Source organism: Tistlia sp. (assembly GCF_040905785.1).
Taxonomy (GTDB): Bacteria; Pseudomonadota; Alphaproteobacteria; order Kiloniellales; family DSM-21159; genus Tistlia.
This window is the reverse complement of sequence record NZ_JBBDQW010000072.1, coordinates 90,960-112,948: the sequence shown is the minus strand read 5'-3', so window position 1 is coordinate 112,948 and position 21,989 is coordinate 90,960. Positions and strand designations below refer to the sequence as shown.

Here is a 21,989-nt window from a genome sequence, read left to right as displayed (position 1 = left end):
CGGCCGGGTCCGGGTGCCGACGATGCTCCAGTCGCAAGGCCGCGAGAGCGGCGCGGCTGCCCTTGGCATGGTGCTCGCACACTACGGCAAGTGGCTGCCGCTGGAGCGCCTCTGCGAGGAAGCCGGCGTGGTGCGCGACGGCAGCCGCACCGACAACCTGGTGGCGGCGGCGCGCAACCTGGGCCTGGAAGCAGAGCAGCAGGCGGCCGAGGCCGAGGCCGCGCTTCGGCTGCGCACGCCGGCCCTGGTCAAGCTCGACAGCGGCTTCGCGGTCCTGGAGGGCACGGCGGCGGGCCGGGTCTGGCTGAACGACCCGGCCGGCGGCGCCCGCTCCACGACGCGCGAGGCCTTCGCGGCACACTACGCCGGCGAGGCGATCCAGCTGCGGCCGGCAGCCGGATTTCAGCGCGAGGGCCACGCGCCGAGCCTGGTCGCCTCGCTGTCGCGCCATCTCTCCGGCGCGCGCGGCGCCATCGAGATCATCCTGCTCGTGACCCTGCTGCTGGTCGTGCCGGGCCTGTTGCTGCCGGGCCTGCTGAAGGTCTTCATCGACGAGGTGCTGATCAAGGAGCTGTCGAGCTGGCTGCTGCCGCTGATCATCGGCCTGGTCTTGGCCGGCCTGCTCGACGGCCTGCTGCTGACCGTGCAGCAGTGGTACCTCAAGCGCCTGCAAATCGGCGTCGCCATCGGCACCGCCGGCCGCTTCCTGTGGCACGCCCTGCAGCTGCCGGTGCAGTACTTCGGGCTGCGCCAGGTCGGCGACATCGTCGCGCGCTATCGCACGACGGCGCAGGTCGGCGACCTGCTGGCCGAGAGCGTCAGCACCAACCTGCTCAACCTCGTGATGGTCGCCTTCTTCGGGCCGCTGCTGTTCCTGTTCAACGTCGAGCTGGCCGCCTTCGCCGTCCTGCTGACGGTGATGAACGTCGTCGCGGTACGCCTGGTCCGCGAGAAGCGCAAGCAGATCAACGGCCGCCAGCTGAACGAGGAGGCCCGGCTGACGGCAATCGGCATGAGCGGCCTGCAGGCGATCGAGACGCTGAAGGCGATGGGCACGGAGCCCTACTTCTTCCGCAACTGGGCGCGCACCAACAGCGAGGTGGTCGATGCGCGTCAGGAGTCGGGGCGGATCTCGCTCTGTCTCGACGCCGTGCCCTCGGTGCTCAACGCGCTCACCGTGGCCGGCGTGCTCGGCTTCGGCGCGATCTTCGTAATCCGGGGCGCCATGTCGGTCGGCGACCTGATCGCCTTCCAGTGGCTGCTGAAGCGCTTCTCGACGCCGATGCAACAGCTCGTCAACGTGACGCAGAACCTGCAGCTCCTGCAGAGCAACCTGCGCCGCCTCGACGACGTCCTGGACTATCCCGTCGACCCCCTGCTCGCGAGGCAGCCGAGCAGCGACGGCCGGCGCGCCAACGAGCCGGAAGCGGCCCGGCTGTCGGGTGCGCTGAGCCTGAAGGACGTGAGCTTCTCCTACAGCCCGGTCACCGATCCGCTCATCGAGCACTTCGATCTGGAGCTCGAGCCGGGTGCCAGGGTCGCGTTGGTCGGCGGCTCCGGGAGCGGCAAGTCCACGCTGGGCAAGCTGATCGTCGGCCTGTACCGCCCGACCGGCGGGCAGGTGCTGTTCGACGGCCTGCCGGTCGAGCGCATCCCGCGCGCGCTGTTCATCGGGTCGGTCGGCTACGTCGACCAGGACATCTTCCTGTTCGATGGAACGGTGCGCGAGAACATCACCATGTGGGACGACTCGCTGCCGGCGGAAGCGGTGCGGCGCGCGGCGAGCGACGCCTGCATCGACGAGATCGTCAGCGCGCGGCCGGGCGGCTACGACTCGCGGGTCGCCGAAAGCGGCGTCAACTTCTCCGGCGGGCAGCGCCAGCGCATCGAGATCGCGCGGGCGCTGGTGCGCGACCCGCGCCTGGTGGTGCTCGACGAGGCGACCGCCGCCCTCGATTCGGAGACGGAACGTGCGATCGACGACAACCTGCGCCGCCGCGGCTGCACCTGCGTGATCATCGCGCACCGCCTGAGCACGATCCGCGACGCCGACGAGATCATCGTGCTGGACCGGGGCCGCGTGGTCGAGCGGGGCGGCCACGACGCCCTGATCGCTCGGAAGGGCCGGTACGCAGAACTGGTGTCGATGGCATGACCGAAGAGGCTGCGACAGGCGAAGGCCGCCGGGACGAGCGCGCCGACGGCGGCACGACGCCCGCGGCGCTGGCGGAAACCCTCGGCTTCTCGACGCCGGCGCCCGGTGCGCTCGGCCGCGACGAGGCTTTCGCACCGCAAGACGAGAGCCGCGCCTGGCTGGTGACCGAGGGCGCCGTCGACCTGTTCGTCACCCTGCCGCGCGGCGATGGTCGGCCCGGCCCGCGGCAGCATCTGGCGCGCCTCGGCGCCGGCGAGCTGATCGTAGGCCTGCCGGCCCCCGCCGGTGGATCCGGCAGGGCAACCGGAGCGAGCGTGACCGCGGTGCCGGCCAGCAGCGGCCGGATCGCTGCCGGCACCCTGGCGGCCCTGCTCGCGACGGCGCGCGACGGCGCCCTTGCGACGACGGCCGCTGGCCTGCTCGAGGGCTGGATCGCGAGACTGACCGAGGCCATGGCGCTGCCGCCACCGCCGCCGGAGGCCGTCGGCCTCGAGGCCGGCAGCTCGGCGTCCGGCGAGGCCGAGGGACTGTTCCTGGCCAGGAGGAACACCTGCTGGCTGGCTGCGCCCGCCGCCGACGCGCAGTTCGCCTCGGTGGGCCCGCTGGCCGGGCTCGGCTGGAGCGGGCACCACCTGCCGCTGACGCCTGAAAGCTGGATCGTCCTGGAGCGGGCGGCCGACCTGAAGAGCCTCGACACCTCCGCTTGGCTGGCCCAGGGCACGGTCGCCGAGGACCTCGCCGGCTACGCGCGGCTCGCCCTTTCGCTCCTCGAGGCCGCCGCGGCGCGCCAGGAGGAGGAGGTCGTGGCGCGCCTGGCCCGGCGCGAGACGGTGCAGCGGGAGCGCCTGTCGGCGAGCGTCGGCAGCCTGACGGCAGTCATCGAGCAGCGCAAGCCGGTGGCTGGCGTGGCGGCCGGCGAGCCGCTGGTCGCGGCCCTGGAAGCGGCGGCGGGCGAGCTGGGCATCGCGCTCTCGCTTCCCAAGGGCGGGCTCGCGGCGGTGCCGAAGGACCAGGACCCCCTGCTCTACCTCTGTGCCCGCTCGGCGGTGCAGTGCCGGCGCGTGACCCTGCCGGAGGATTGGCTGCACGACGACTACGGCCCCCTGATCGGCCGCTACGGCCCGGCCGGGCGGCCCTGCGCGCTGCTGCCGACCGCGATGGGACGCTATCGCCTGGTCGATCCGGCAGCCGGCATCGACCAGGACGTCACGGCGGCGCTCGCGCGGCAGATCGAGCCGGTCGTCCACCTGCTCTACAAGCCGCTGCCCGAGGGCAAGATCGACGGGCGCCGCCTGCTCGACTTCAGCATCCCGGGCAATGCGCGCGACTTCGCCTACATCGTCGGGATGGTGGTGCTCGCGGGCATTGCCTCGATCGTGACGCCGGTCGCGACCGGCTACATCGTCAGCACGATCATCCCGAGCGCCGAGATCGGCCAGCTCCTGGTGCTGGGTCTGGTGGTGCTCGCCTCCCTGCTGGCCGCCGCGGTCTTCAACTTCGTGCAGTCGATCGCGATGCTGCGCATAGAGGGACGCCTCGACCAGCGCGTCGAGGCGGCGGTCTGGGACCGCCTGCTGAAGCTGCGCGCGCCCTTCTTCCGCCAGTACACCGTCGGCGACCTGGCCAACCGCGCCCAATCGATCGGCCAGATCCGCCAGCTCATCACCGGCTCGGTCATCAACTCCTCGATCGCCGGCATCATGGGCCTTTTCAGCCTCGGACTCATGGTCGTCTACGACTGGCTGCTGGGCCTACTGGTTGGCGGCGTCAGCTTGGCCTACGCCCTCATCGGATACCTGATCGGCCGCGCCATCGTCGGGCTCAACCGCAAGCGCATGTTCCTCGACGGCAAGGTGCAGGGCCTGCTCTTCCAGCTTCTCGGCGCCGTCGAGAAGCTGCGGGTGACCGGCAGCGAGGCGACGGCCTTCGGGCTCTGGCAGCGCGACTTCCTGAAGTACGCCGGCTTCACCAACCGCCAGAACGGCTGGACCAACCTGGTCAAGGTCATGAACGGCGTCTTCCCCTTCGTCGCGGTCGTCATCGTGCTGGCGGTGATCGGTTGGCAGTCGGGCCAGCTCGACGCCTTCTTCGACTTCTCGCGCAGCTGGCAGGAGATCGAGGCGGCGGCCTTCTCCGACATCATGACGCCGGGCGACTTCAGCGCCTTCATCACCGCCTACGTGCAGTTCACCACGGCCGTCATCGGGCTGGTCGGCGTGGCGGTGCAGCTGACCCTGGTGCGCCCGCTGCTGGAGCGCGTGACGCCGATCCTGCAGGCCGAGGAAGAGAACGACAGCGGCAAGAAGGACCCCGGGGAGATCAGGGGCGGCATCGAGCTGCGCAACATCCGCTTCCGCTACGCGCCCGGCACGCCGGCGGTCCTCGACGACCTGTCGCTCGCCATCGAGCCCGGGGAGTTCGTCGCCTTCGTGGGCCCCTCCGGCAGCGGCAAGTCGACGGTGATCCGCCTGCTGCTCGGCTTCGAGCAGCCGGAGGCCGGTTCGGTGCTGATCGACGGCCTCGACATCGCGACGCTGAACAGCCGGCTGGTGCGCCAGAGCCTGGGCGTCGTGCTGCAGGACGCCAAGCTGCTGAGCGGCACGATCTTCGACAACATCGCCGCCGGCTCCGACGCGACGCGGGAGGAGGCCTGGGACGCGGCGCGGCGGGCCGGTTTCGACAAGGACGTCGAGGCCATGCCGATGGGCATGGACACCTACCTCAACGACGCCGCCACCACGGTCTCGGGCGGGCAGCGCCAGCGGCTGATGATCGCGCGCGCCCTCGTGCGGCATCCCCGCATCCTGATCTTCGACGAGGCGACCAGCGCGCTCGACAACGAGACCCAGTCGATCGTCAGCCGCGGCGTCGACGAGCTGCGCTGCACCCGCATCGCCATCGCCCATCGCCTGAGCACGATCCGGCGCGCCGACCGCATCTTCGTCATCGACGGCGGCCGCCTGGCCGAGTCCGGCAGCTACGACGAGCTGATCGCCAAGCAGGGCGTATTCGCCGCCCTCGTCAGCCGCCAGATCGCCTGAGCCGAAGCCTCGGGTTCGGGCGGTGTCGCTCGGCGTACGCCGAGCGGCGCGGCTCCGTCGGACGATGACGCTCCAATTTTATCCGAGCCTCTTCCTCTCGTCTCTCCGCTCTCTTGCTGCCCGGGCTACTCCGCAGCGAGGGCGAGCGCCGCACCCCTGGGGCGCAGCAGGTAGTGGCTCAAGAGAACGCCGAGTTCCTCGGGCGTGTAGAGACTGTCGTAGGGGTATTTGAGAAACAGGCGGCGGGCATCGTCGACGGCCTTGGGATCAGTGACGGTGGCCTCATCCGCCAGATCGAAACCCGCCGAGCCGAAGAGCCGGTGATAGTCGGGATGCCGAAGCCGCCATTGCTTCTTGCCGAGCCGGGTCAGGATGTCCCAGCCCGTCTCGCTCCATGTCAGGAAGTCGATGCGGGATAGCCGCTTGTCGCCGTGCTGGCGGTGGTCGGAATGATCCACGCTGTGAAGCATGAAGCCGTCCGGTGAGAGCAGGGAGAGCCACGCGCGAGAAAGGCGGGCCAGTTCCTGCGGCGGGATATGCTCCAGCACGGTGCGCGAAGTGACGCAGTCCACGACGATGCCGGAGCCTGCTGGCTCGAAGGGCGCACGGTAGACGAGGCCCAGGCCTTCGAAGGTCCGCCCCTGGCGCAGCCACGGTTGATCCGGATCGAAGCCCAGCCTGCCAGCGAGTTCCGGCAGGCTCTCGAGAACGAAGGCCCTGGCGGTGTCGAGCGTGCCCTGGTCCATGTAGCGGTTGATATCGGTCATCACGACCTGCCGAGCACCCATGCATCGGTAGAGCAGCGGCACGACGGGGAACCAGCCCGATCCGATCTCCAGCACCGCCTTTCCGGCGAACGACAGCCCGTTGGCCTTCAGCAGATCCGCCTGAGAGCGCAGGTCGACGATGGTGGAGCCGAGGTTCGACAGGTCGGGCTGGTATCCCGAGCGCTTCCGCTTCCAGCGCCGAAGGGCCTCGTAGCCCGGCAGGTTGAGCGCGACGAACGAGCGGGCCGTGTTGACCTGCCAGCGCATGGCTTGGTCCTCCCAGAAGTTCGGCAACTCCAGAACGCATACTCCACGCCAGTGGCGGAAATGAGCCAAGTCGGCGCCGAGACAGGGGGCACAAGTGTAAGGAGCGCTGACGGAACGACACCCAGCGCGTCGGTTGAATTGACAGGAAACGGCGAGAGGTTCAGCCCTTGCGGGGCTCGCCGAGCAGGCGATTGGCAGGCAGGGACGGAACTCCTGTTGCCCAGCTTGGTCGACAGGCAGGCCGAGACTGCCGACCCGCCGGAGCGATAGGCCTTTGCGATTCTCACCTTCGCCGAGCCGCTGCGGCGTCAGATGATCCTCTCGCGCAGCCAGGCGGCGACCGCCTCGCCGAACAGCACCAGGGCGATGATCGCCAGCAGGATCGTCGAGACCGTCTGCCAGGCGAAGGTGTCGATCGAGCCCTGCAGGATCAGCCCGATGCCGCCCGCGCCGACCAGGCCGAGCACCGTCGATTCGCGCAGGTTGATGTCCCAGCGCAGGATCGAGACCGCGAAGAAGGTCGGCATGACCTGCGGCACGACGCCGAACAGCAGGATCTTGGAGCGCGAGGCGCCGGTCGCCTCCAGGGCCTCGATCGGCCGCCGGTCGATCTCCTCGATCGCCTCCCCGACCAGCTTCCCGAGGAAGCCGATAGACCGGAAGATGATCGCCAGGATTCCGGCCAGCGCGCCGGGCCCAAAGATGGCGACGAAGAGCAGCGCCCAGATGATCGTGTTGACCGACCGGCTGGAGACCAGGATGAAGCGCCCGAGCCACAGGGTCGCGCGGTTCGGCGTCGTGTTCTGGGCGGCCAGCAGCGCGATCGGCAGGGACAGGAAGACCGAGATCAGCGTCGCGATGGTCGCGATGTTCACGGTCTCCAGGAGCGCCTCGGCGATGGCGCGCCAGGCCGAGACGTCCGGCGGGACCATCCGGCCGAAGAGGTCGCCCATCTGCTCCGGCGCGTCGAACAGCCAGGGCCAGAATACATCGATGGTGCTCAGCGCCCAGGCGGTCGCCGCCACCGCGGCGGCGAAGCCGGCCAGCCGCTGCCAGCGCTGACGCGGCGTGTAGCGCCGCCACTCGCGCTCTGCGATGCCTTCGCCCGGCTCGGCCGCTACCACAGGTTCCTCCGGATGCGCCCGCTGATCGCCTCGCTGACCAGGATGACGCCGATGATGCAGAGGGTGATGGCGAGTGCGAAGTCGTAGTCGTAGCGCCCGAAGGCGTTCATCAGGGTCGCGCCGATGCCCCCGGCCCCGACCAGGCCGACGATCGCCGAGGCGCGCAGGTTGCTGTCGAGCTGGTAGATGCTGAGGCCGATCTGCCGCGGCATGATCTGCGGGATCACGGCATAGAGCAGCGTCGTCATCCAGCCGGCGCCGCTGGCCCGCACCGCCTCCACCTGACCCCAGTCGATCTCCTCGATCTTCTCGGCCAGCATCTTGGCGACGAAGCCGATGGAGTAGATCGTCAGCGTCAGGACTCCGGCGAGCGGACCGAAGCCGACCGCCTTGACGAAGAGGATGGCGACGATCACCGGGTGGAAGCTGCGCGCCACGATGATGACGGCGCGCCCGACCAGGTAGACCAGGCGCGGCACGATGTTGCGCGCTGCCAGGAAGGCGATGGGCACGCTGAGGCCAACACCGAGCACGGTCGCCAGCACCGCGATCTTGATGCTCTCGAGAAAGCCGTCGAGCAGCAGCTGGCTGCGCGCGAAGCTGGGCGGAAAGGCGCCCGAGAAGATGCGCGCGGCGCGGGGAAGGCCCTCCTGGATGCGCTGCAGGTCGAAGGGCAGCATCGAGAGCGCCCACCAGACGTAGGCGACGGCGACCAGGATCACCGTCCAGCGGACGTAGGGGTTGCGGATGAAAGCCGGCTTGCGCCAGGTCGGCGGGCGCCCCGCGGTGCGCGCCTCGGGCGTCGGCGTCATGGCAGGGCGGCCTCCCGCACCGGGGCGTCGAGGCCGGTCTGCTCGCGCTCAGCGGCGGGCATGCCGGCGTAGATCTCTTCCATCGCCGCCTCGTCCAGGTCCGCCGGCAAACCGTCGAAGATGATCCTGCCGTAGCGCATGCCGACGATCCGCTGGGTGTACTCCTTGGCCTCGGCGACATTGTGGATGTTGATCAGGACCGGCAGTTGCAGCTCGCTGGCCAGCGACTGCAGCAGCTCCATGATCTGCCGCGAGGTCTTGGGGTCGAGCGAGGCCGTCGGCTCGTCGGCCAGCAGGATCTGCGGTTCCTGCATCAGCGCCCGCACGACGCCGACGCGCTGGCGCTCGCCGCCCGACAGCTCGTCCGCCCGCTTGTTGACGTAGTGGACGATGCCGACGCGCTCCATGAGGTGGAAGGCGCGCTCGATGTCGGCCTGCGGGAAACGCCGCGACGCCGCCCGCCAGAAGGGGACGTAGCCCAGACGGCCCGACAGCACGTTCTCCATGACCGTCAGCCGGTCGACGAGGTTGAAGCTCTGGAAGATCATGCCGATGCGGCGGCGCGCCCGGCGCAGCTCGCGGCCGTTGAGCCGGGTCAGCTCGAGGCCGTTGAGCTCGATCGAGCCGGCGGTCGGCTCGACCAGCCGGTTGATGCAGCGCAGCAGCGTGCTCTTGCCGGCACCGGAGGCGCCGATTATGGCGACCACCGACTCGCCCGGCACCGTCAGGTCGAGATCCTTCAGCACCGGCTGGTCGCTGCCGTAGCTGTTCGACAGTCCGCTTATTTTCAGCATTCGAGTCCCCGCGAAGGTCCGGAAGAGACCGGCCCGGCGGGCGCGCAGGCGCCCGGCCGGGCCGGCAGGACCGGCTACTTCAGGTTGCCCTGCGTGTAGGTGACGCCGTTGGCTTCCTGGATCTCGCGGATCACCTCCCAATCCTCCTTGTAGGAGATCGGGATGAACTTGGTGACGCCCTTGAACTCCTCGCCCAGCGCGGTGCCGGACATGTCGAAGCTGAAGAAGGCTTCCTTGATCTTCTCCACCAGCGCCGGGTCGAGGTCGTGGGCGTGGGTGTAGGAGGTCGTCGGGAAGGGCTTCGACTCGTAGAGCAGCCTCAGCTCTTCCGGATCGTAGAGGCCCCGTTCGGCCATGCGCTCGACGACCTCGGAGGCGACGGGCGCGGCGTCGTAGTCACCGGCGACGACGCCCAGGATCGACTGGTCGTGGGAACCGGAATAGACGACCTCGTAGTCCTGGTCCGGCACCAGCCCGATCGCGGGGAAGAGCGCGCGCGGCGCCTGGTTGCCGGAATTGGAGGTCGGCGAGGTGTGCGCCACCGTCTTGCCCTTCAGCTGCTCGGGGCTCTCGATGCCGCTGTCCTTGCGGGTAAAGAGCTGCAGCGTGTAGCCGAACCGGCCGTCCTCGGCGCCCATCAGGGCGAAGGGAACGGCGCCGGCCAGATTGACCGCAAAGGGCGTCGGACCGGTCGAGAAGCCGGCGATGTGCAGGCGCCCGCTGCGCATGGCCTCGACCTCGGCGGCATTGGACTGCACGGCGAAGAAGCGCACCTCCTTGCCGGTGACCTCCTCGAGGTGGTCGATGAAGGGCTGCCAGATATCGGCGTAGATCGCCGGGTCCTCGACCGGCGTGTAGGCGAAAACCAGTGTGTCCGGGTTCACCAGCTTCGAGGGGTCGCTCGGCGCGTCGGCGACGAGGTCGCCGTCGCGGTCGCAGTACATCGAGTCGAGCGCGCCCCGGTCGGGGCAATCCTGTGCCTGTGCCGGCGCGGCGCCGAGCGCCACGGCCAGCCCAAGGGCCGCCAGCAACGACATCGGGGCGAGCCCGCTGCCGATCCATCTCCCTGTCGGTAGACTCATCGTCTCCTCCAAATTCTGTTGTGTTCCTTGCCCGGCGCCTCGCCGGGATGGTTCGCCTGAGAGGCGGTGCCGATTGCCGCAGCGCAGAAGCGAGCCGCAACCGTCATCAAACTGAAACATACCTGCGAAGGTGTGGCGACCGGAATTCGCCCGCGCGACCGCCTCGACAGAGCGGCTCCCCCGCGCGATCCGCAGCGACGGCTGCCCGCCACAGGCCAGGCGCGCCGCCCGCCTTGACCCCGGTGGCCGCGGGCTCCTAAGCTTCGGCCATGACGCATCTTCGGATGATCGCTGGCCTTCGAATTAGCCACCCGGCGCCCCACGGGCTGCCGGGTCGTGCCTGTTCGATTGCCACCGCTCTTCTGGAGACTGCGTCCCATGTCGACCACTAGTCCACTTTCCGAGACCTCTCGGCGAGCCGCCGCGCGACCCGCGCCCGCGCCGGTCTTCTGCTTCTCCGTCGCCGCCGCCGCCGAGCCCGGGGTCATGCCGCGCGTGCTCGAGCTCTTCGCCAAGCGCAACCTGGTGCCGCTGCGCTGGCACAGCGACCGCCTGCCGGCCGGCCAGGGCCGCGGCGGCGAGACCCTGGCGATCGACATCCAGGTTCGGGACCTCGAGCCGGAGCTCTGCGACTACATCGCCCGCTGCCTGCGCCAGATCCACGGCGTCGAGACCGTGCTGACCTCGGAGAAGGGCTTCGGCTGAGCCGGCCGTTGGCGGCTAGGCGAACCCCGCCATCCGCCGCACCGCCTCGGGGGCGTGGCCGGCCTCGCGCAGCACGCGGAGCGAGAGGGCGTCGTGGCGCTTGGCCAGGCGCCGCCCGCTCTCGTCGGCGAGCAGGCCGTGGTGGTGCCAGCGCGGCACCGGCAGCCCGAGCAGGGCCTGCAGCAGGCGGTGGACGTGGGTCGCGTGGAACAGGTCCTGGCCGCGCGTCACCAGGGTGATCCCCTGCAGGGCGTCGTCGACCGTCACCGCCAGGTGGTAGCTGGTGCCGATGTCGCGGCGCGCGAGCACGACGTCGCCCAGGGTCTCGGGCGCCGCTCGGATCTCGCCCTGCGCGGCGTCCTGCCAGGTCAGAGGCCCGCTGCGGGCCTGTGCCGCCGAGACGTCGAGGCGCAGGGCCGCCGAGACGCCGGCGGCCAGACGCTCGGCGCGCTCCGAGCCAGCGAGGCGCCGGCAGGTCCCCGGGTAGAGCGGACCCTCGGGCCCGTGCGGTGCGCCGGCGCTGCGCGCGATCTCCTCGGCGATCTCGCGGCGCGTGCAGAAGCAGGGATAGAGCAGGCCCTCGGCCTCCAGCCGCGCGAGGGCGGCGGCGTGGTCGGCGGCATGCTCCGACTGGCGGCGCACCGGGGCCTCCCAGGCAAGGCCGAGCCAGGCGAGGTCCTCGAGGATGGCCGCCTCGAACTCGGGCCGACAGCGTGGCCGGTCGATGTCCTCGACGCGCAGCAGGAAGCGCCCGCCCGGACCGCCTGCCGCCGCGGCGGCGAAGAGCGCCGAGTGAGCGTGGCCCAGGTGCAGGAGCCCCGTCGGGGAGGGAGCGAAGCGCGTCGTCTCTGCCATGGGGGCTGGCGGTAGCCGGCCCGTCGGCTATTGTCCAGCCCATGCTGCGGATCGACGAGCACGGCCTGCCGGAGGCCCTGGCCGCCCTCGGCCGCCTCGACCCCGACTGCGCCCGGGCGATCGAGGAAGCGGGCCCGCCGCCGCTGCGCTATCGCCCGCCGGGCTTCGCCACCCTGCTGCGCGTGATCGTCGCGCAGCAGGTCTCCCTGGCCTCGGCTGCGGCGATCTGGGCGCGGCTCGAGGCCGCCTGCGAGCCTTTGGTGCCCGAGCGCATCCTGGAACGCTCGGAGGAGGAGCTGCGCTCGGTCGGCCTGTCGCGCCAGAAGGCGCGCTACGCCCGCTCCCTGGCGGAGACCATGCTGGCCGGGCGACTGAACGTTTCGGCGCTGGAGGTGTTGGACGACGAGGCGGCGATCGCCGAGGTCACGGCGGTCAAGGGCCTGGGCCGCTGGTCGGCCGAGGTCTACCTGCTGTTCTCGCTCGGCCGGCCCGACGTCTGGCCGGCCGACGACGTCGGCCTGATGATGGGCGCGCAGAAGCTGAAGGGCCTTGCCGAGCGGCCCGATGCCAAGGCTATGCGTGCCCTGGCCGAGCCCTGGCGACCCCTGCGGGCGGTCGCGGCGCGGCTGCTCTGGCACTACCGCAGCCACGGCAAGGCGCCCGCGGGGATGCCTGCCGAGGTGCTTCCCTGAACCCGCAATTCCCGGAGACTGCATGAACGACAAGACCGGACTCGACGGACCGCGCCAGGAGCCCGCCAGCGGCGGGCCGGCCAGGCAGCTGGTCGTGCTGCTGCACGGCCTGGGCGCCGACGGCGACGACCTGATCGGCCTGGCGCCCTACCTCGCCCAGGCCCTGCCCGACGCCGCCTTCGCGGCGCCGAACGCGCCCTTCCCCTGCGACCGGGCGCCCATGGGCTTCCAGTGGTTCAGCCTCGAGGTGCGCGACGCCCAGCAGCTCTACTGGGGCGCCGAGGGTGCACGGGGCCCTATCGACCGCTTCCTCGACGCCGAGCTGGCGCGCCACGGCCTCGGTGCCGAGGCGCTCGCCTTGGTCGGCTTCTCCCAGGGCACCATGATGGCGCTCCACACCGCCCTGCGGCGGCCCGAGCCGGTCGCCGGCATAGTCGGCTTCTCGGGGCTGCTGGTCGCACCCGACCGCCTGGCCGGCGAGCTCGTCAGCCGCCCCCCGGTGCTGCTGGTCCACGGCGAGGCCGATCCGGTCGTGCCCTTCGGCGCCCTCGAGGCCTGCGAGCACGGCCTGCGGGATCTGGCCGTGCCGGTCGAGAGCCTGGCGCGGCCCGGCCTCGGCCACTCGATCGACGAAGGCGGCCTGCGGGCGGCGATCGCCTTCCTTGCCGAGCGCTTCGCCGGCTGACGGGACTGACGGCCCGCGTGACAGATCGGTGAAGTCTGCAGACGGCCACGCACAAGATCTTGTGCCGGCTTCTGCGGCGGGCTATTCACGATGACCTTGAACGGTCTAGAGTCGAAGGAACTCAGTAGAGGGAGACGGCGGCTTGAGCCCCGGAGAAAGCTTTCCTGCTCTGGTCTTGAACGCGGACTTTCGTCCGCTGAGCTACTTTCCGCTGTCCCTCTGGGCCTGGCAGGACACCATCAAGGCGGTCTTCCTGGACCGGGTCAACGTCGTCTCCCAGTACGACCGGGTGATCCACTCGCCAAGCTACTCGATGAAGCTGCCGAGCGTGATCGCCCTCAAGGAATACGTGACGATGGACCGGCGGCCGGCCTTCACCCGGTTCAACGTCTTCCTGCGCGACAGCTTCCGCTGCCAGTACTGCGGCGACGGCTTCCCCTCCGAGGATCTGACCTTCGACCATGTCGTGCCCCGCTCGCGCGGCGGCCGCACGACCTGGCAGAACGTCGTCACGGCCTGCCAGACCTGCAACCTGCGCAAGGGCAACCGGATGCCGCGCGACTGCCAGATGCTGCCGCTCGATCCGCCGGACATGCCGACGACCTATCATCTGCAGGAGAACGGCCGGGGCTTCCCGCCGAATTACCTGCACAAGAGCTGGAGCGACTTTCTCTACTGGGATTCCGAGCTGGAGTCCTGACGCCGGGCGAGGTGGCTCAGTCGAGGCGCAGCCAGTCGAAGATCTTGCCGTCGCGGGCCAGCTCGACCGTGTCGGGCTGCGGCGCCTTGGGGCTGCCGAGGGTCGGTCCGAGAATAACCAGGGCGACGATGCGCTTTGCCTCCGGCCACCAGGTCGGCGGGTGCAGCGGGCCTTTGAACGACAGTGCCGACATGGCCGTGGCCTTCCAGACAGGGGTGTGCCCTGCCTTTCTAGACTGGAAAAGCCAATAAACCGTTAGCGGATCTGCTTAAGAATCCGTTGCTTTTCAGTTGCTTGCAACAGATCTGACGGACGTCAGAGGCGCTCGCTCAGCCAGATCGCCGCGCGCGATCCGGCCCGCACCGCCGCCGAGAGCAGGGGGTAGGCCGGTGCCAGCTCGGCCTCGTTGGCCAGGGCGGTGTCGCGATGCTCCAGCTCCTCGGCGCGGAACCGCTCGATGGTGTCGCGCAGATCGACCTCCTCGGAGCGCCCTTCGAGCGCCTCGGCCTGGGCGGCGTAGTGGCGGTCGATGGTTTCCTCGACGGCGACCGTGCAGGCCATGGCCGCCCGGGAGCCGAGCAGCGCCGTGCCGGCGCCGAGCGCGAAGCCGGCGACGTGCCAGAGCGGCGAGAGCAGGGTCGGCCGGACCCGGCGTTCGGGCAGCAGGTCGTCGAAGGCCTGGAGGTGGAGCTTCTCCTGCTCCCACATGTGGCGCAGCATCGGTCCGGACCGGGTCCGGCCGAGCACGGCGAGCTGGCCCTCGTAGATGCGCCGGGCGCCGTACTCCCCGGCCTGGTCGACACGCAGCATGCGCGCGACCGGCGCCGGCGCCGGCGGGTCGCCCGGCAGGCGCCGGCGGCGCTTGCGGGGCGGAGCGGCCTCGGGGCCGGGCGCCGTCATGGCCGCGCCTTTCTTCGGGTCAGGAGGCGCGCCGCGACCAGCAGGAACAGCCCAAGAGCGGCGCTGTAAAGCAGGTTGTAGTCGGCCATCGAGAGGCCGAGCAGCGACCAGGAGACCTCGTCGCAGGCGACCACGGCCGTCGCCATCAGCGATTCGCGGAGCTGCTCGGCGCTCGTCGCCCCCTGGAAGCTGGGCGCATGGCAGCCGGCGGTGCCCTGCCACCAGCCGTTCTCGACGCCGCTGTGGAAGCCGGCGATCGCCGCGCTCGCAAGATAGCCGAGCCCCGAGGCGGCCAGGGACAGGCGGCGGGCCGGACCGCGCCAGATCACGGCCGGCAGCGCCAGCAGCGCCGCGATGCCCAGGGCCCAGCGCTGCCAGATGCAGAGCACGCAAGGCTCCAGCCCGAAGCCGTGCTGGGCGACCAGCGCCAGGGCGATCGCCGCCGGTCCGGCCAGCAGGCCGACGAGCGGGGCGAGCAGCGGGTGACGCGCGAGAAGCTCGGACATGGTGCTCAATATGGGAGCTTTCCTGGCGTCATAACAGGTACTTGAGCGCGACAAAGCCGCCGACCAGAAGCAGGAAGAACAGCAGGGTGAGCTGCGGCAGGTAGGCCTCGATGAAGCGCCGGATCGGCGGCCCGTACCACCACAGCAGGGCGGCGACCAGGAAGAAGCGCGCGCCGCGCGAAACCACCGAGGCAGCCAGGAAGACCGCGAGATCGAGCCGCGTGACGCCGCTGGCGATGGTGATGACCTTGAAGGGAAAAGGCGTGAAACCCGCGCCGGCGACGATCCAGGCGCCCCACTCGTTGTAGGCGGCGGTGAAGTCGGTGAACTTTTCCAGGTAGCCGTAGAAGTCCAGGATCTGCTGCCCGACCGCCTCGTAGAAGAAGTAGCCGATGGCGTAGCCGGCGAGCCCGCCGAGCACCGAGCCCAGCGTCGCCACGGTCGCGACCATCCAGGCCTGCTCACGCCGGGCCAGGACCATCGGCAGGATCAGCACATCGGGCGGGATCGGGAAGACCGAGGATTCGATGAAGGAGATGCCGAACAGCGACGGCAGGGCGTGGCGCGAGCGCGCCCGGGCCAGCGACCACTCGTAGAGGCGGTGCAGCAGGCTCATGCGGGGCGGAGGACGACGGGGGATCGAAGCGACTCGGTCATGGCGCGCGAGCCTACTGGCTCGCCCGCCGGCCGTCGTCCGCGCTTTGCGTCGCCCGCCCGCGCATGGCCGCCTTGGAGGAGCGCCCCCGGAGGGGCGGCCCGGCTCAGCCGTTCCTCGGCGCGAAGGCGCCCTGGGCAAGCAGCCGCTGGATCTCCCTGGTCAGGCCGTCCAGGCTGCCCTCGCGCCGGATCACGCTGGCGTACTCGTCGCGCAGCGTGATCGCCATCGAGGTCCCCTCGGCCTTGATGTCGAGGATCCTGAACCCGCCGTCGTCCGACTCGCGCAGCAGCCACTCGGTCCTGATCGGGTCGCCGCCGGAGCGCTCGAGGCGCAGCGGCACCCAGACGACGCCGTCGCTGTCGGTGACCTTGGGCGCCTGGGTCTCGAAGGTGCCGCCCTGGTAGTCGCGGAACACCGGCAGGAAGCGCTGGGTCAGGTACTCGCCGAAGACCTCCAGGAACTCGCTGCGCTCCTGCTCGCCGGCGGCGCGCCAGTAGCGCGCCACGACGAACTGGCCGATGGCCGGCACGTCGAAGCCTTCGCGGAGCAGCTTCTCGAACCGCGTGGCGAGTTCCTCCTCGCTGAGGCCGGGCTCGCCGAGCTGCTCCAGGGCCGTCTCGCCGTAGTGCTTCAGATAGGCGTCGGCCGTCTCGCTCGCCGAGGCTGCCGGCGCCAGGACCAGCACCACGGCGACGAGCAGGGCCGGGACGGCGGCCAATCCGGTCGGTCGCCGGCGCGGTCGAATGGGCGTAACTTGCATCGAAGCTCCTTCCTGTACGGCCTGGCGACCGGCGTTTCCGGCGGGCCGCCACAGCGTCGATGATCGCCGGCCCGCACCCGGCCAGGCACCTTTCCCTAGACCGTGCAGGCCCAGATGGGCGTCCGGGCGGATCCGGTCAGAGCGAGCTGCGCTGCTCTGCTTCCGAGATCACGGTGCCGGCCGCGTCCTCCTCGTCGGAGGCGTTGAGGATCTGGTCGGCGCGGCGCTGGGTGTAGAGCGAGCGCAGGCGCGCGTAGTAGTCGATCGCGTCGCGCTTGACCTCGTCCAGCGTGTCGATGTTGCGGGCCCGCAGGTCGAGCCCCTTCAGCGCGCCGCGGGCGTACATGTACTCCGGCGCGTCCTTGGCCCGCGCCAGGTTGTTCCAGGGGTCGGTGTAGGAGTCGACCAGCAGGCCAACCGCATCGCGCGCGTTCGAAGGCCCGAACAGCGGCAGCACGACGTAGAGGCCCGGCCCGACGCCGTAGCTGCCCAGGGTCTGGCCGAAGTCCTCCTCGTGGTAGGGATAGCCCGAGGGCGTCGCCACGTCGAAGAGCCCGCCGAAGCCGGCAATCGAGTTGATGAAAAAGCGGCCCGCCGTGTTCTCGGCGCGCACCCATTCGCCCTGCAGCAGGTCGTTGACCAGCACGACCGGCGCGTCGAGGTTGCGCACGAAGTTGGTCACCGTGTGCTGGACGCCGTCAGGCGTCCAGAAGCGGTAGGTCACGGCGATCGGCCGCAGCAGGAAGATGTCGATCGTCTCGTTGATCGCGAAGATGAAGCGGTTGACCGGCTCGAGGGGATCCCAGATCTCGCCGTAGCCGCCGGCCCCGTCGGCGTAGATGTCGGACAGGGCGTTCTGCGCGAGCTGGTCGCCCGGCCCCGCCGCCTCGGCGAGGCCGGCGGAGGCTTCGGTCCGCGGCACGTCGCTGCCGGTCTGCGCGCAGCCCGCCAGCAGGCCGAGCGTACAGGCCGCCACGGCGCCGATCACGCTGCGCCGGACGCCCTCGCGCCGGTCGGAGGCACGCCGGTCGGAGGCACGCCGGTCGGAGGCGCGCCGGTCGGAGGCGAGTTCTGAACCCATGGTCTTCCCGATCCGCCCTCTCACGTCACACCCCCGTTTCCTTGCGGCGCCTCTCCATCGAGGGGAAGGCGCCCCGGGAGTCTGGGCCGAAAAAGTTAAGGGCAGCTTGCCGGATCGGTGGCCGTTACGGCCCCCCTGGCACCCCACAACTTCGGACCCTAGCGGGAATGCGGATATCATAGGACCGCGTCCGGCGCCAGATGGGTCGCCGATCCTCCCCCAGTCCGCCGCGGGGCCTGTGGCAGATTTGCCTCAGTCGCTGTGCCCCCGAGGCCGCGCACGTCACGCGGCCGTGGTGCCGCCGGCGCGCGCCAGGAGCCGCCGGTAGACCGGCAGGAAGAGCGCCGGCAGCATGTACATCGGCAGCTGGGCGAGGGCGAAGAACAGGACGATGTCGTAGTCGGAACCGCTCGGCAGCGCCGCCAGCATCATCCCCATGTTGCAGTTGCCGGCGAGCAGGCCGGCGGTCAGCGCCCGCTTGAGGCCAAGCGGCCGGAAGGCCAGGGTCGTGACCAGCTGCAGTGTCGGATTGGCGACGAAGGCGGCGAGCAGCCAGAGCGCCACGGTGCCGGGCCGGGTGAAGAGGGTCGCGGTGACGCCGTCCATGATCGCCACGGCGAAGACCAGCATGACGACCACGACCAGGCCGTCGATCTGGTGGGTCAGGCCGCGCAGGCGCGGCAGGCCGGCCAGGCGGCGCAGCAGCCAGGCGCCGACGAAGGCCGGCACGACGATCAGCGCCAGGCGCGCCATCAGCTCGAGCAGGCCGACCTCGAGCTGCAGGTCGAGCAGCAGCAGCGCCAGCGGTGGCACGGTGAGCGGCGCCAGCAGCGTCGAGCCGAGCGCGATGACGATCGCCAGCGGCCCGTCCAGGCCGACCAGCATGGCCACCGCCGCCGCTCCGACGATCGGCGGCGCGGCGGTCATCAGGACGAGGGCGATCACCAGGGGCTGCGGCAGCGGCAGCGGCAGGAGGTGCAGGACCGCCGCCATGGCGAGCGGCGAGGCCAGCATCATCCAGGCGATCAGGCCGCCGCACAGCAGGGGTCGGCGAACGACGGCGCCCATGGCCTGCCACTCGACGCGCAGCAGTGCGAGCAGCAGCAGCAGCGTCACCGAGGGACCGACCAGGGGCCGGGCGAGGCTTGCCAGGTCGGGCAGCGCGATGCCGAGGAAGACGCCCAGGAAGAGGGCCTTGGGGCCGTGACGGCCGAGGAAGGCGAGGAGAGCCAAGAGGGGTTCCGCGAGACAGAGGGGCGGCACCGGCCGGGCCGGCGGATGCGCTTCTGCGCCAAACTAGCCGGCTTTCCCCGACCCGGCCAATTGGCTAGGCTCCGCCACCTTCCGAAACACCGCCGCCTTCCGAAAACACCCCTGCCAAGAGGAGCTGCGCCCGATGCCGAGCGAGGGGCCGCTGGAACTGAAGCGCCTGAAGGTCCAGCCCGACTGGATCGACTACAACGGCCACATGAACGTCGCCTACTACCTCGTCGCCTTCGACCGGGCCTACGACGTCTTCATGGACTCGGTCGGCGTCGACAAGGCGTTCCGGGACCGCACCGGCGGCACGATCTTCGCGGTCGAGGCCCACGTCTCCTACCAGGCGGAGCTCAAGGTCGAGGCGCCGCTGGTCATGGCGCTGCAGCTGGTCGGCTACGACCGCAAGCGCCTGCACACCGTGATGACCATGCACCACGCCGAGGAGGGCTTCCTGGCCGCCACGGTCGAATGGATGAGCCTGTTCGTCGACCTGGCGACCCGGCGCGTCACCGCCATGCCCGACGAGATCTACGCCAAGGTCGAGGCGATCGGGCGGGCCCACGCCGCCCTGCCCCGCCCGGCGATCGTCGGCAAGGCCATCGTCATGCCGACGCCGCGCTAGGATAGCGGCGCCCGGCCCTCACGGGCGAGGGCGTCGAAGGCGCCGCCGACCAGCCCGTAGGCCTGCCAGGCGGCGGGCTGCAGGAAGCCCAGGCTCTCGTAGAGGCGCCGCGCCGGCTCGTTCCAGTCGAGCACCGCGAGCTGCAGCCGCGAGCAGCCCTGTCGCTCGGCCTCGGCGGCGCAGGCGGCGAGCAGCGCGCGGCCGACGCCGCGCCCGCGCGCGCCCGCGTGCACCACCAGATCCTCGACGTAGAGCCCGGCCTCGCCCGCGAAGGTGCTGTAGATCGGGAAGTAGAGCAGCAGGCCGACCGGCTCGTCCCGGCCGGCGCCGCCGTCCTGCACGGCGAGCAGGCAGTGGAAGCGGGGCTGCGGCCCGAAGCCGTCGCGGCGCAGGCGCGCCTCGTCCACGCTCACCCGGTCGAGCAGGCCCTCGAATGCGGCGAGCTCCCGGATCAGGGCCAGCATCGCGGGACAGTCGGCCTCGACGGCCGCTCGGATCGTCACCTCTGGCACCGCCGCTCTCCCCTGCTGCCCTGCATCGAACCTTGTGCCGACGCCGCCGGCCGCCGCAGTCTAGCGTCCCACGCCGCGCGACGTCAGTCGGAGGAAGGGGGCGGTTTCGGGGCGCCGGGAGGCGCCCCAGGGAAGCCGCCGAGGACGATGACCGTGAAGAGCGACAGGCCTGCGGGCCGCCCGCCGGAGGGACGGCCGCGCCGGACGGAGAGCCCGGCGGCGGCCCCGCCGCTGCTGTCGCGGCGCCGCCTGGTGACGGGCCTGCGGCAGATCGCCAGCACCGACTACCTGATCATCGCCGTCGCGCCCGTGCTGATCGGCCTGCTCGCCGGCACCGCGGCGATCGGCTTCCGCAGCCTGATCGGGGCGGTGCAGTGGCTCGGCTTCGGCACCGCCGGCGAGAACCTAGCCAGCGCGGCGGCCGCGCTCCCCTGGTGGCAGCTGCTGCTGGTTACGACGCTCGGCGGGCTGGCGGTCGGCCTGCTGGTGCGCGGCCTGATGCCCGGCGGCCGGCCCCAGGCGGTCGGCGAGGTCATCGAGGCGGCGGCGCTGAAGGGCGGACGCATGTCGCTGACCACGGGCATCAAGGCGGCCGTGATCTCGGCGGTCTCGCTCGGCGTCGGCGGCTCGGCCGGGCGCGAGGGACCGGTCGTCCACCTGGGCGCCACCATCGGCTCGCATCTGGCGCGCCGCCTGCACCTGGGCCGCCGCCAGATGCGCATGCTGCTCGGCTGCGGCGTGGCGGCAGCGGTCGCGGCCTCCTTCAACGCGCCGATCGCGGGCGTCTTCTTCGCGCTCGAGGTTGTGGTCGGGCACTACGCGCTCTCGACCTTCGCGCCGATCGTCATCGCCAGCGTCATGGGCACGCTGGTCAGCCGCATGCACTACGGCAATTTCCCGGCCTTCATCCTGCCGGAGGCGCAGCTCGGCGTCTCCTTCCTGGAGTTCCCGGCCTTCGCCCTGCTCGGCGTCACGGCGGCGGTGGCGGCGCTGCTCTTCATGAACGCCATCCTGTTCTCCGACTGGTGCTTCGAGCGCAGCCGGTTGCCGCGCTGGCTGCGCCCGGCCGTCGGCGGCCTGCTGGTCGGCCTCGTCGCGCTGGAGTTCCCGCAGGTGCTGGGCGTCGGCTACGAGGCGACCGACGCCGCGCTGCAGGAACACTACGGCCTGGCCCTGCTGCTCGCCCTGGTCGTCGCCAAGACCGCGGCGACCGCCGTCACCCTGGGTGCCGGCTTCGGCGGCGGCATCTTCTCGCCCTCGCTGTTCGTCGGCGCCATGGTCGGCGGCGCCTTCGGCCTGCTCGCCGGCGGCGTCTTTCCGGAGCTCGCCTCGGGACCGGGCGCCTACACGGTGGTCGGCATGGGCGCGGTCGCCGGCGCCGTGCTGGGCGCGCCGATCTCGACCATCCTGATCGTCTTCGAGATGACCGCCGACTACGCCCTGACCATCGCCCTGATGATCGCCACCGCCATCGCCAGCCTGATCGTCCAGCACCTGCACGGGCACTCCTACTTCACCTGGCAGCTGGCGCGCCGCGGAGTCCTGGTCCAGGGCGGCCGCGACGTCGGCCTGCTGCGCGACGCCAAGGTGCGCGGCCTGCTCGACGAGGCCTTCTCCAGCGTCCCGCCGGACGCCTCCTTCGCGAGCGTGCGGGAGGCCTTCGCCGGCGCCCGCTACGGCGAGCTGCTGGTGGTCGACGAAAAGGGCGTGCTGAAGGGGCTGATCACCTACGGCGAGCTGGCCGCCGTCGCCTTCGACGGCGAGGAGCACCCCGAGCTCGACGCGCTCGCCCTGGCGCGCACCAGCCCGCCCCTGCTCGCCGCCGACGACGGCCTGGAGACCGCGATCCGGGTCTTCCGCCAGACCGGCGAGGCGCACCTGCCGGTGATCGAGGACCGCGACAGCCGCCGCCTGCTCGGCCTCGCTCACGAGCACGAGGTCATGGCCGCCTATCACCGCGCCCTGCTGCTCGGCCAGGCGGAGGAGACCGGCGGCCGGCCGTGAGACCGCC

Annotated in this window: 22 protein-coding genes; 8 read left to right on the top strand and 14 right to left on the bottom strand. The window is 71.0% G+C overall.

Annotation, left to right across the window (positions count from 1 at the left end; all coding sequences use genetic code 11):
• The coding region (locus tag WD341_RS16550; protein ID WP_368426586.1) for an NHLP family bacteriocin export ABC transporter peptidase/permease/ATPase subunit at positions 1-2,155 on the top strand (2,155 nt) is incomplete at its 5' end.
• Positions 2,152-5,196: an NHLP bacteriocin export ABC transporter permease/ATPase subunit gene (locus WD341_RS16545; RefSeq protein WP_368426585.1), complete on the top strand. Its 3,045-nt coding sequence runs from the start codon at positions 2,152-2,154 to the stop codon at positions 5,194-5,196. The genes WD341_RS16550 and WD341_RS16545, both read left to right, overlap by 4 nt.
• 125 nt (positions 5,197-5,321) lie before the next feature.
• On the opposite strand, the gene WD341_RS16540 is transcribed toward WD341_RS16545, so the two are convergent.
• The 5 genes from WD341_RS16540 to phnD all read right to left on the bottom strand — a co-directional run bounded on the left by WD341_RS16540 (position 5,322) and on the right by phnD (position 10,042).
• Positions 5,322-6,230, bottom strand: coding sequence for a class I SAM-dependent methyltransferase (locus WD341_RS16540; protein ID WP_368426584.1), 909 nt, complete (start codon positions 6,228-6,230; stop codon positions 5,322-5,324).
• Between the two features lie 308 nt (positions 6,231-6,538).
• Positions 6,539-7,354: a phosphonate ABC transporter, permease protein PhnE gene (phnE, locus tag WD341_RS16535; RefSeq protein ID WP_368426583.1), complete on the bottom strand. Its 816-nt coding sequence runs from the start codon at positions 7,352-7,354 to the stop codon at positions 6,539-6,541.
• The gene (phnE, locus tag WD341_RS16530) at positions 7,348-8,166 is read right to left on the bottom strand and encodes a phosphonate ABC transporter, permease protein PhnE (protein WP_368426582.1); all 819 of its coding nucleotides are present in this window, start codon (positions 8,164-8,166) and stop codon (positions 7,348-7,350) included. Before phnE (WD341_RS16530) ends, phnE (WD341_RS16535) begins: the two co-directional genes overlap by 7 nt.
• Positions 8,163-8,960 carry a phosphonate ABC transporter ATP-binding protein gene (phnC, locus tag WD341_RS16525; protein WP_368426581.1) on the bottom strand — a complete coding sequence of 266 codons (798 nt, stop codon included), beginning with the start codon at positions 8,958-8,960 and terminating at the stop codon, positions 8,163-8,165. The genes phnE (WD341_RS16530) and phnC overlap by 4 nt, the downstream gene beginning before the upstream one ends.
• A 74-nt stretch (positions 8,961-9,034) precedes the next feature.
• Positions 9,035-10,042 (bottom strand): phosphate/phosphite/phosphonate ABC transporter substrate-binding protein, encoded by a 1,008-nt coding sequence (gene phnD / locus WD341_RS16520; protein ID WP_368426580.1) that lies wholly within the window; start codon positions 10,040-10,042, stop codon positions 9,035-9,037.
• A 378-nt stretch (positions 10,043-10,420) separates the two neighbouring features.
• On the opposite strand from phnD, the gene WD341_RS16515 reads away from it, so the two are divergent.
• Positions 10,421-10,747: a hypothetical protein gene (locus tag WD341_RS16515; RefSeq protein ID WP_368426579.1), complete on the top strand. Its 327-nt coding sequence runs from the start codon at positions 10,421-10,423 to the stop codon at positions 10,745-10,747.
• A gap of 15 nt (positions 10,748-10,762) precedes the next feature.
• Here the strand turns inward: WD341_RS16515 and gluQRS are convergent, their stop codons facing one another.
• Positions 10,763-11,602 carry a tRNA glutamyl-Q(34) synthetase GluQRS gene (gene gluQRS, locus WD341_RS16510; protein ID WP_368426578.1) on the bottom strand — a complete coding sequence of 280 codons (840 nt, stop codon included), beginning with the start codon at positions 11,600-11,602 and terminating at the stop codon, positions 10,763-10,765.
• Between the two features lie 41 nt (positions 11,603-11,643).
• On the opposite strand from gluQRS, the gene WD341_RS16505 reads away from it, so the two are divergent.
• The 3 genes from WD341_RS16505 to WD341_RS16495 all read left to right on the top strand — a co-directional run bounded on the left by WD341_RS16505 (position 11,644) and on the right by WD341_RS16495 (position 13,679).
• On the top strand, positions 11,644-12,294 hold the full coding sequence (locus WD341_RS16505; protein WP_368426577.1) for a DNA-3-methyladenine glycosylase: 651 nt from the start codon (positions 11,644-11,646) through the stop codon (positions 12,292-12,294).
• 22 nt (positions 12,295-12,316) lie between these two features.
• Positions 12,317-12,979 carry an alpha/beta hydrolase gene (locus WD341_RS16500; protein WP_368426576.1) on the top strand — a complete coding sequence of 221 codons (663 nt, stop codon included), beginning with the start codon at positions 12,317-12,319 and terminating at the stop codon, positions 12,977-12,979.
• Positions 12,980-13,121: 142 nt separating this feature from the next.
• Entirely contained in the window at positions 13,122-13,679 is a 558-nt protein-coding gene (locus WD341_RS16495) for an HNH endonuclease (protein WP_368426575.1), read from the top strand.
• Between the two features lie 16 nt (positions 13,680-13,695).
• Here the strand turns inward: WD341_RS16495 and WD341_RS16490 are convergent, their stop codons facing one another.
• The 7 genes from WD341_RS16490 to WD341_RS16460 form a co-directional block, all read right to left on the bottom strand.
• Positions 13,696-13,872, bottom strand: coding sequence for a hypothetical protein (locus WD341_RS16490; RefSeq protein ID WP_368426574.1), 177 nt, complete (start codon positions 13,870-13,872; stop codon positions 13,696-13,698).
• 122 nt (positions 13,873-13,994) lie between these two features.
• Entirely contained in the window at positions 13,995-14,579 is a 585-nt protein-coding gene (locus WD341_RS16485) for a demethoxyubiquinone hydroxylase family protein (RefSeq protein WP_368426573.1), read from the bottom strand.
• The gene (locus WD341_RS16480; RefSeq protein ID WP_368426572.1) at positions 14,576-15,085 is read right to left on the bottom strand and encodes a disulfide bond formation protein B; all 510 of its coding nucleotides are present in this window, start codon (positions 15,083-15,085) and stop codon (positions 14,576-14,578) included. Before WD341_RS16480 ends, WD341_RS16485 begins: the two co-directional genes overlap by 4 nt.
• A 28-nt stretch (positions 15,086-15,113) precedes the next feature.
• Entirely contained in the window at positions 15,114-15,701 is a 588-nt protein-coding gene (locus tag WD341_RS16475) for a YqaA family protein (protein ID WP_368426571.1), read from the bottom strand.
• 145 nt (positions 15,702-15,846) lie between these two features.
• The gene (locus tag WD341_RS16470; RefSeq protein WP_368426570.1) at positions 15,847-16,461 is read right to left on the bottom strand and encodes a phospholipid-binding protein MlaC; all 615 of its coding nucleotides are present in this window, start codon (positions 16,459-16,461) and stop codon (positions 15,847-15,849) included.
• A gap of 178 nt (positions 16,462-16,639) precedes the next feature.
• Positions 16,640-17,584: a VacJ family lipoprotein gene (locus WD341_RS16465; protein ID WP_368426569.1), complete on the bottom strand. Its 945-nt coding sequence runs from the start codon at positions 17,582-17,584 to the stop codon at positions 16,640-16,642.
• Positions 17,585-17,866: 282 nt separating this feature from the next.
• Positions 17,867-18,817 (bottom strand): hypothetical protein, encoded by a 951-nt coding sequence (locus tag WD341_RS16460; RefSeq protein WP_368426568.1) that lies wholly within the window; start codon positions 18,815-18,817, stop codon positions 17,867-17,869.
• Between the two features lie 163 nt (positions 18,818-18,980).
• Here WD341_RS16460 and WD341_RS16455 point away from each other — a divergent pair, with 163 nt between their 5' ends.
• Entirely contained in the window at positions 18,981-19,466 is a 486-nt protein-coding gene (locus WD341_RS16455; protein ID WP_368426567.1) for a thioesterase family protein, read from the top strand.
• On the opposite strand, the gene WD341_RS16450 is transcribed toward WD341_RS16455, so the two are convergent.
• Positions 19,463-19,969, bottom strand: a complete 507-nt coding sequence (locus tag WD341_RS16450) for an N-acetyltransferase family protein (protein WP_368426566.1) — start codon at positions 19,967-19,969, stop codon at positions 19,463-19,465. The genes WD341_RS16455 and WD341_RS16450 overlap by 4 nt on opposite strands.
• 156 nt (positions 19,970-20,125) lie before the next feature.
• Between WD341_RS16450 and WD341_RS16445 the strand changes: the two genes are divergently transcribed.
• Positions 20,126-21,982, top strand: coding sequence for a chloride channel protein (locus WD341_RS16445; RefSeq protein WP_368426565.1), 1,857 nt, complete (start codon positions 20,126-20,128; stop codon positions 21,980-21,982).
• Positions 21,983-21,989 lie beyond the last annotated feature (7 nt).

Excerpts from the sequence above, each read along its gene's own strand:
- WD341_RS16445 (WP_368426565.1), top strand. The coding sequence starts at position 20,126 with ATGACCGTGAAGAGCGACAGGCCTGCGGGCCGCCCGCCGGAGGGACGG.
- WD341_RS16455 (WP_368426567.1), top strand. The coding sequence starts at position 18,981 with ATGCCGAGCGAGGGGCCGCTGGAACTGAAGCGCCTGAAGGTCCAGCCC.
- WD341_RS16545 (WP_368426585.1), top strand. The coding sequence starts at position 2,152 with ATGACCGAAGAGGCTGCGACAGGCGAAGGCCGCCGGGACGAGCGCGCC.
- WD341_RS16515 (WP_368426579.1), top strand. The coding sequence starts at position 10,421 with ATGTCGACCACTAGTCCACTTTCCGAGACCTCTCGGCGAGCCGCCGCG.
- gluQRS (WP_368426578.1), bottom strand. The coding sequence starts at position 11,602 with ATGGCAGAGACGACGCGCTTCGCTCCCTCCCCGACGGGGCTCCTGCAC.
- WD341_RS16490 (WP_368426574.1), bottom strand. The coding sequence starts at position 13,872 with ATGTCGGCACTGTCGTTCAAAGGCCCGCTGCACCCGCCGACCTGGTGG.
- WD341_RS16480 (WP_368426572.1), bottom strand. The coding sequence starts at position 15,085 with ATGTCCGAGCTTCTCGCGCGTCACCCGCTGCTCGCCCCGCTCGTCGGC.
- WD341_RS16540 (WP_368426584.1), bottom strand. The coding sequence starts at position 6,230 with ATGCGCTGGCAGGTCAACACGGCCCGCTCGTTCGTCGCGCTCAACCTG.
- phnD (WP_368426580.1), bottom strand. The coding sequence starts at position 10,042 with ATGAGTCTACCGACAGGGAGATGGATCGGCAGCGGGCTCGCCCCGATG.
- phnE (WP_368426582.1), bottom strand. The coding sequence starts at position 8,166 with ATGACGCCGACGCCCGAGGCGCGCACCGCGGGGCGCCCGCCGACCTGG.
- WD341_RS16465 (WP_368426569.1), bottom strand. The coding sequence starts at position 17,584 with ATGGGTTCAGAACTCGCCTCCGACCGGCGCGCCTCCGACCGGCGTGCC.
- WD341_RS16475 (WP_368426571.1), bottom strand. The coding sequence starts at position 15,701 with ATGAGCCTGCTGCACCGCCTCTACGAGTGGTCGCTGGCCCGGGCGCGC.
- WD341_RS16505 (WP_368426577.1), top strand. The coding sequence starts at position 11,644 with ATGCTGCGGATCGACGAGCACGGCCTGCCGGAGGCCCTGGCCGCCCTC.
- WD341_RS16500 (WP_368426576.1), top strand. The coding sequence starts at position 12,317 with ATGAACGACAAGACCGGACTCGACGGACCGCGCCAGGAGCCCGCCAGC.
- phnC (WP_368426581.1), bottom strand. The coding sequence starts at position 8,960 with ATGCTGAAAATAAGCGGACTGTCGAACAGCTACGGCAGCGACCAGCCG.
- WD341_RS16485 (WP_368426573.1), bottom strand. The coding sequence starts at position 14,579 with ATGACGGCGCCCGGCCCCGAGGCCGCTCCGCCCCGCAAGCGCCGCCGG.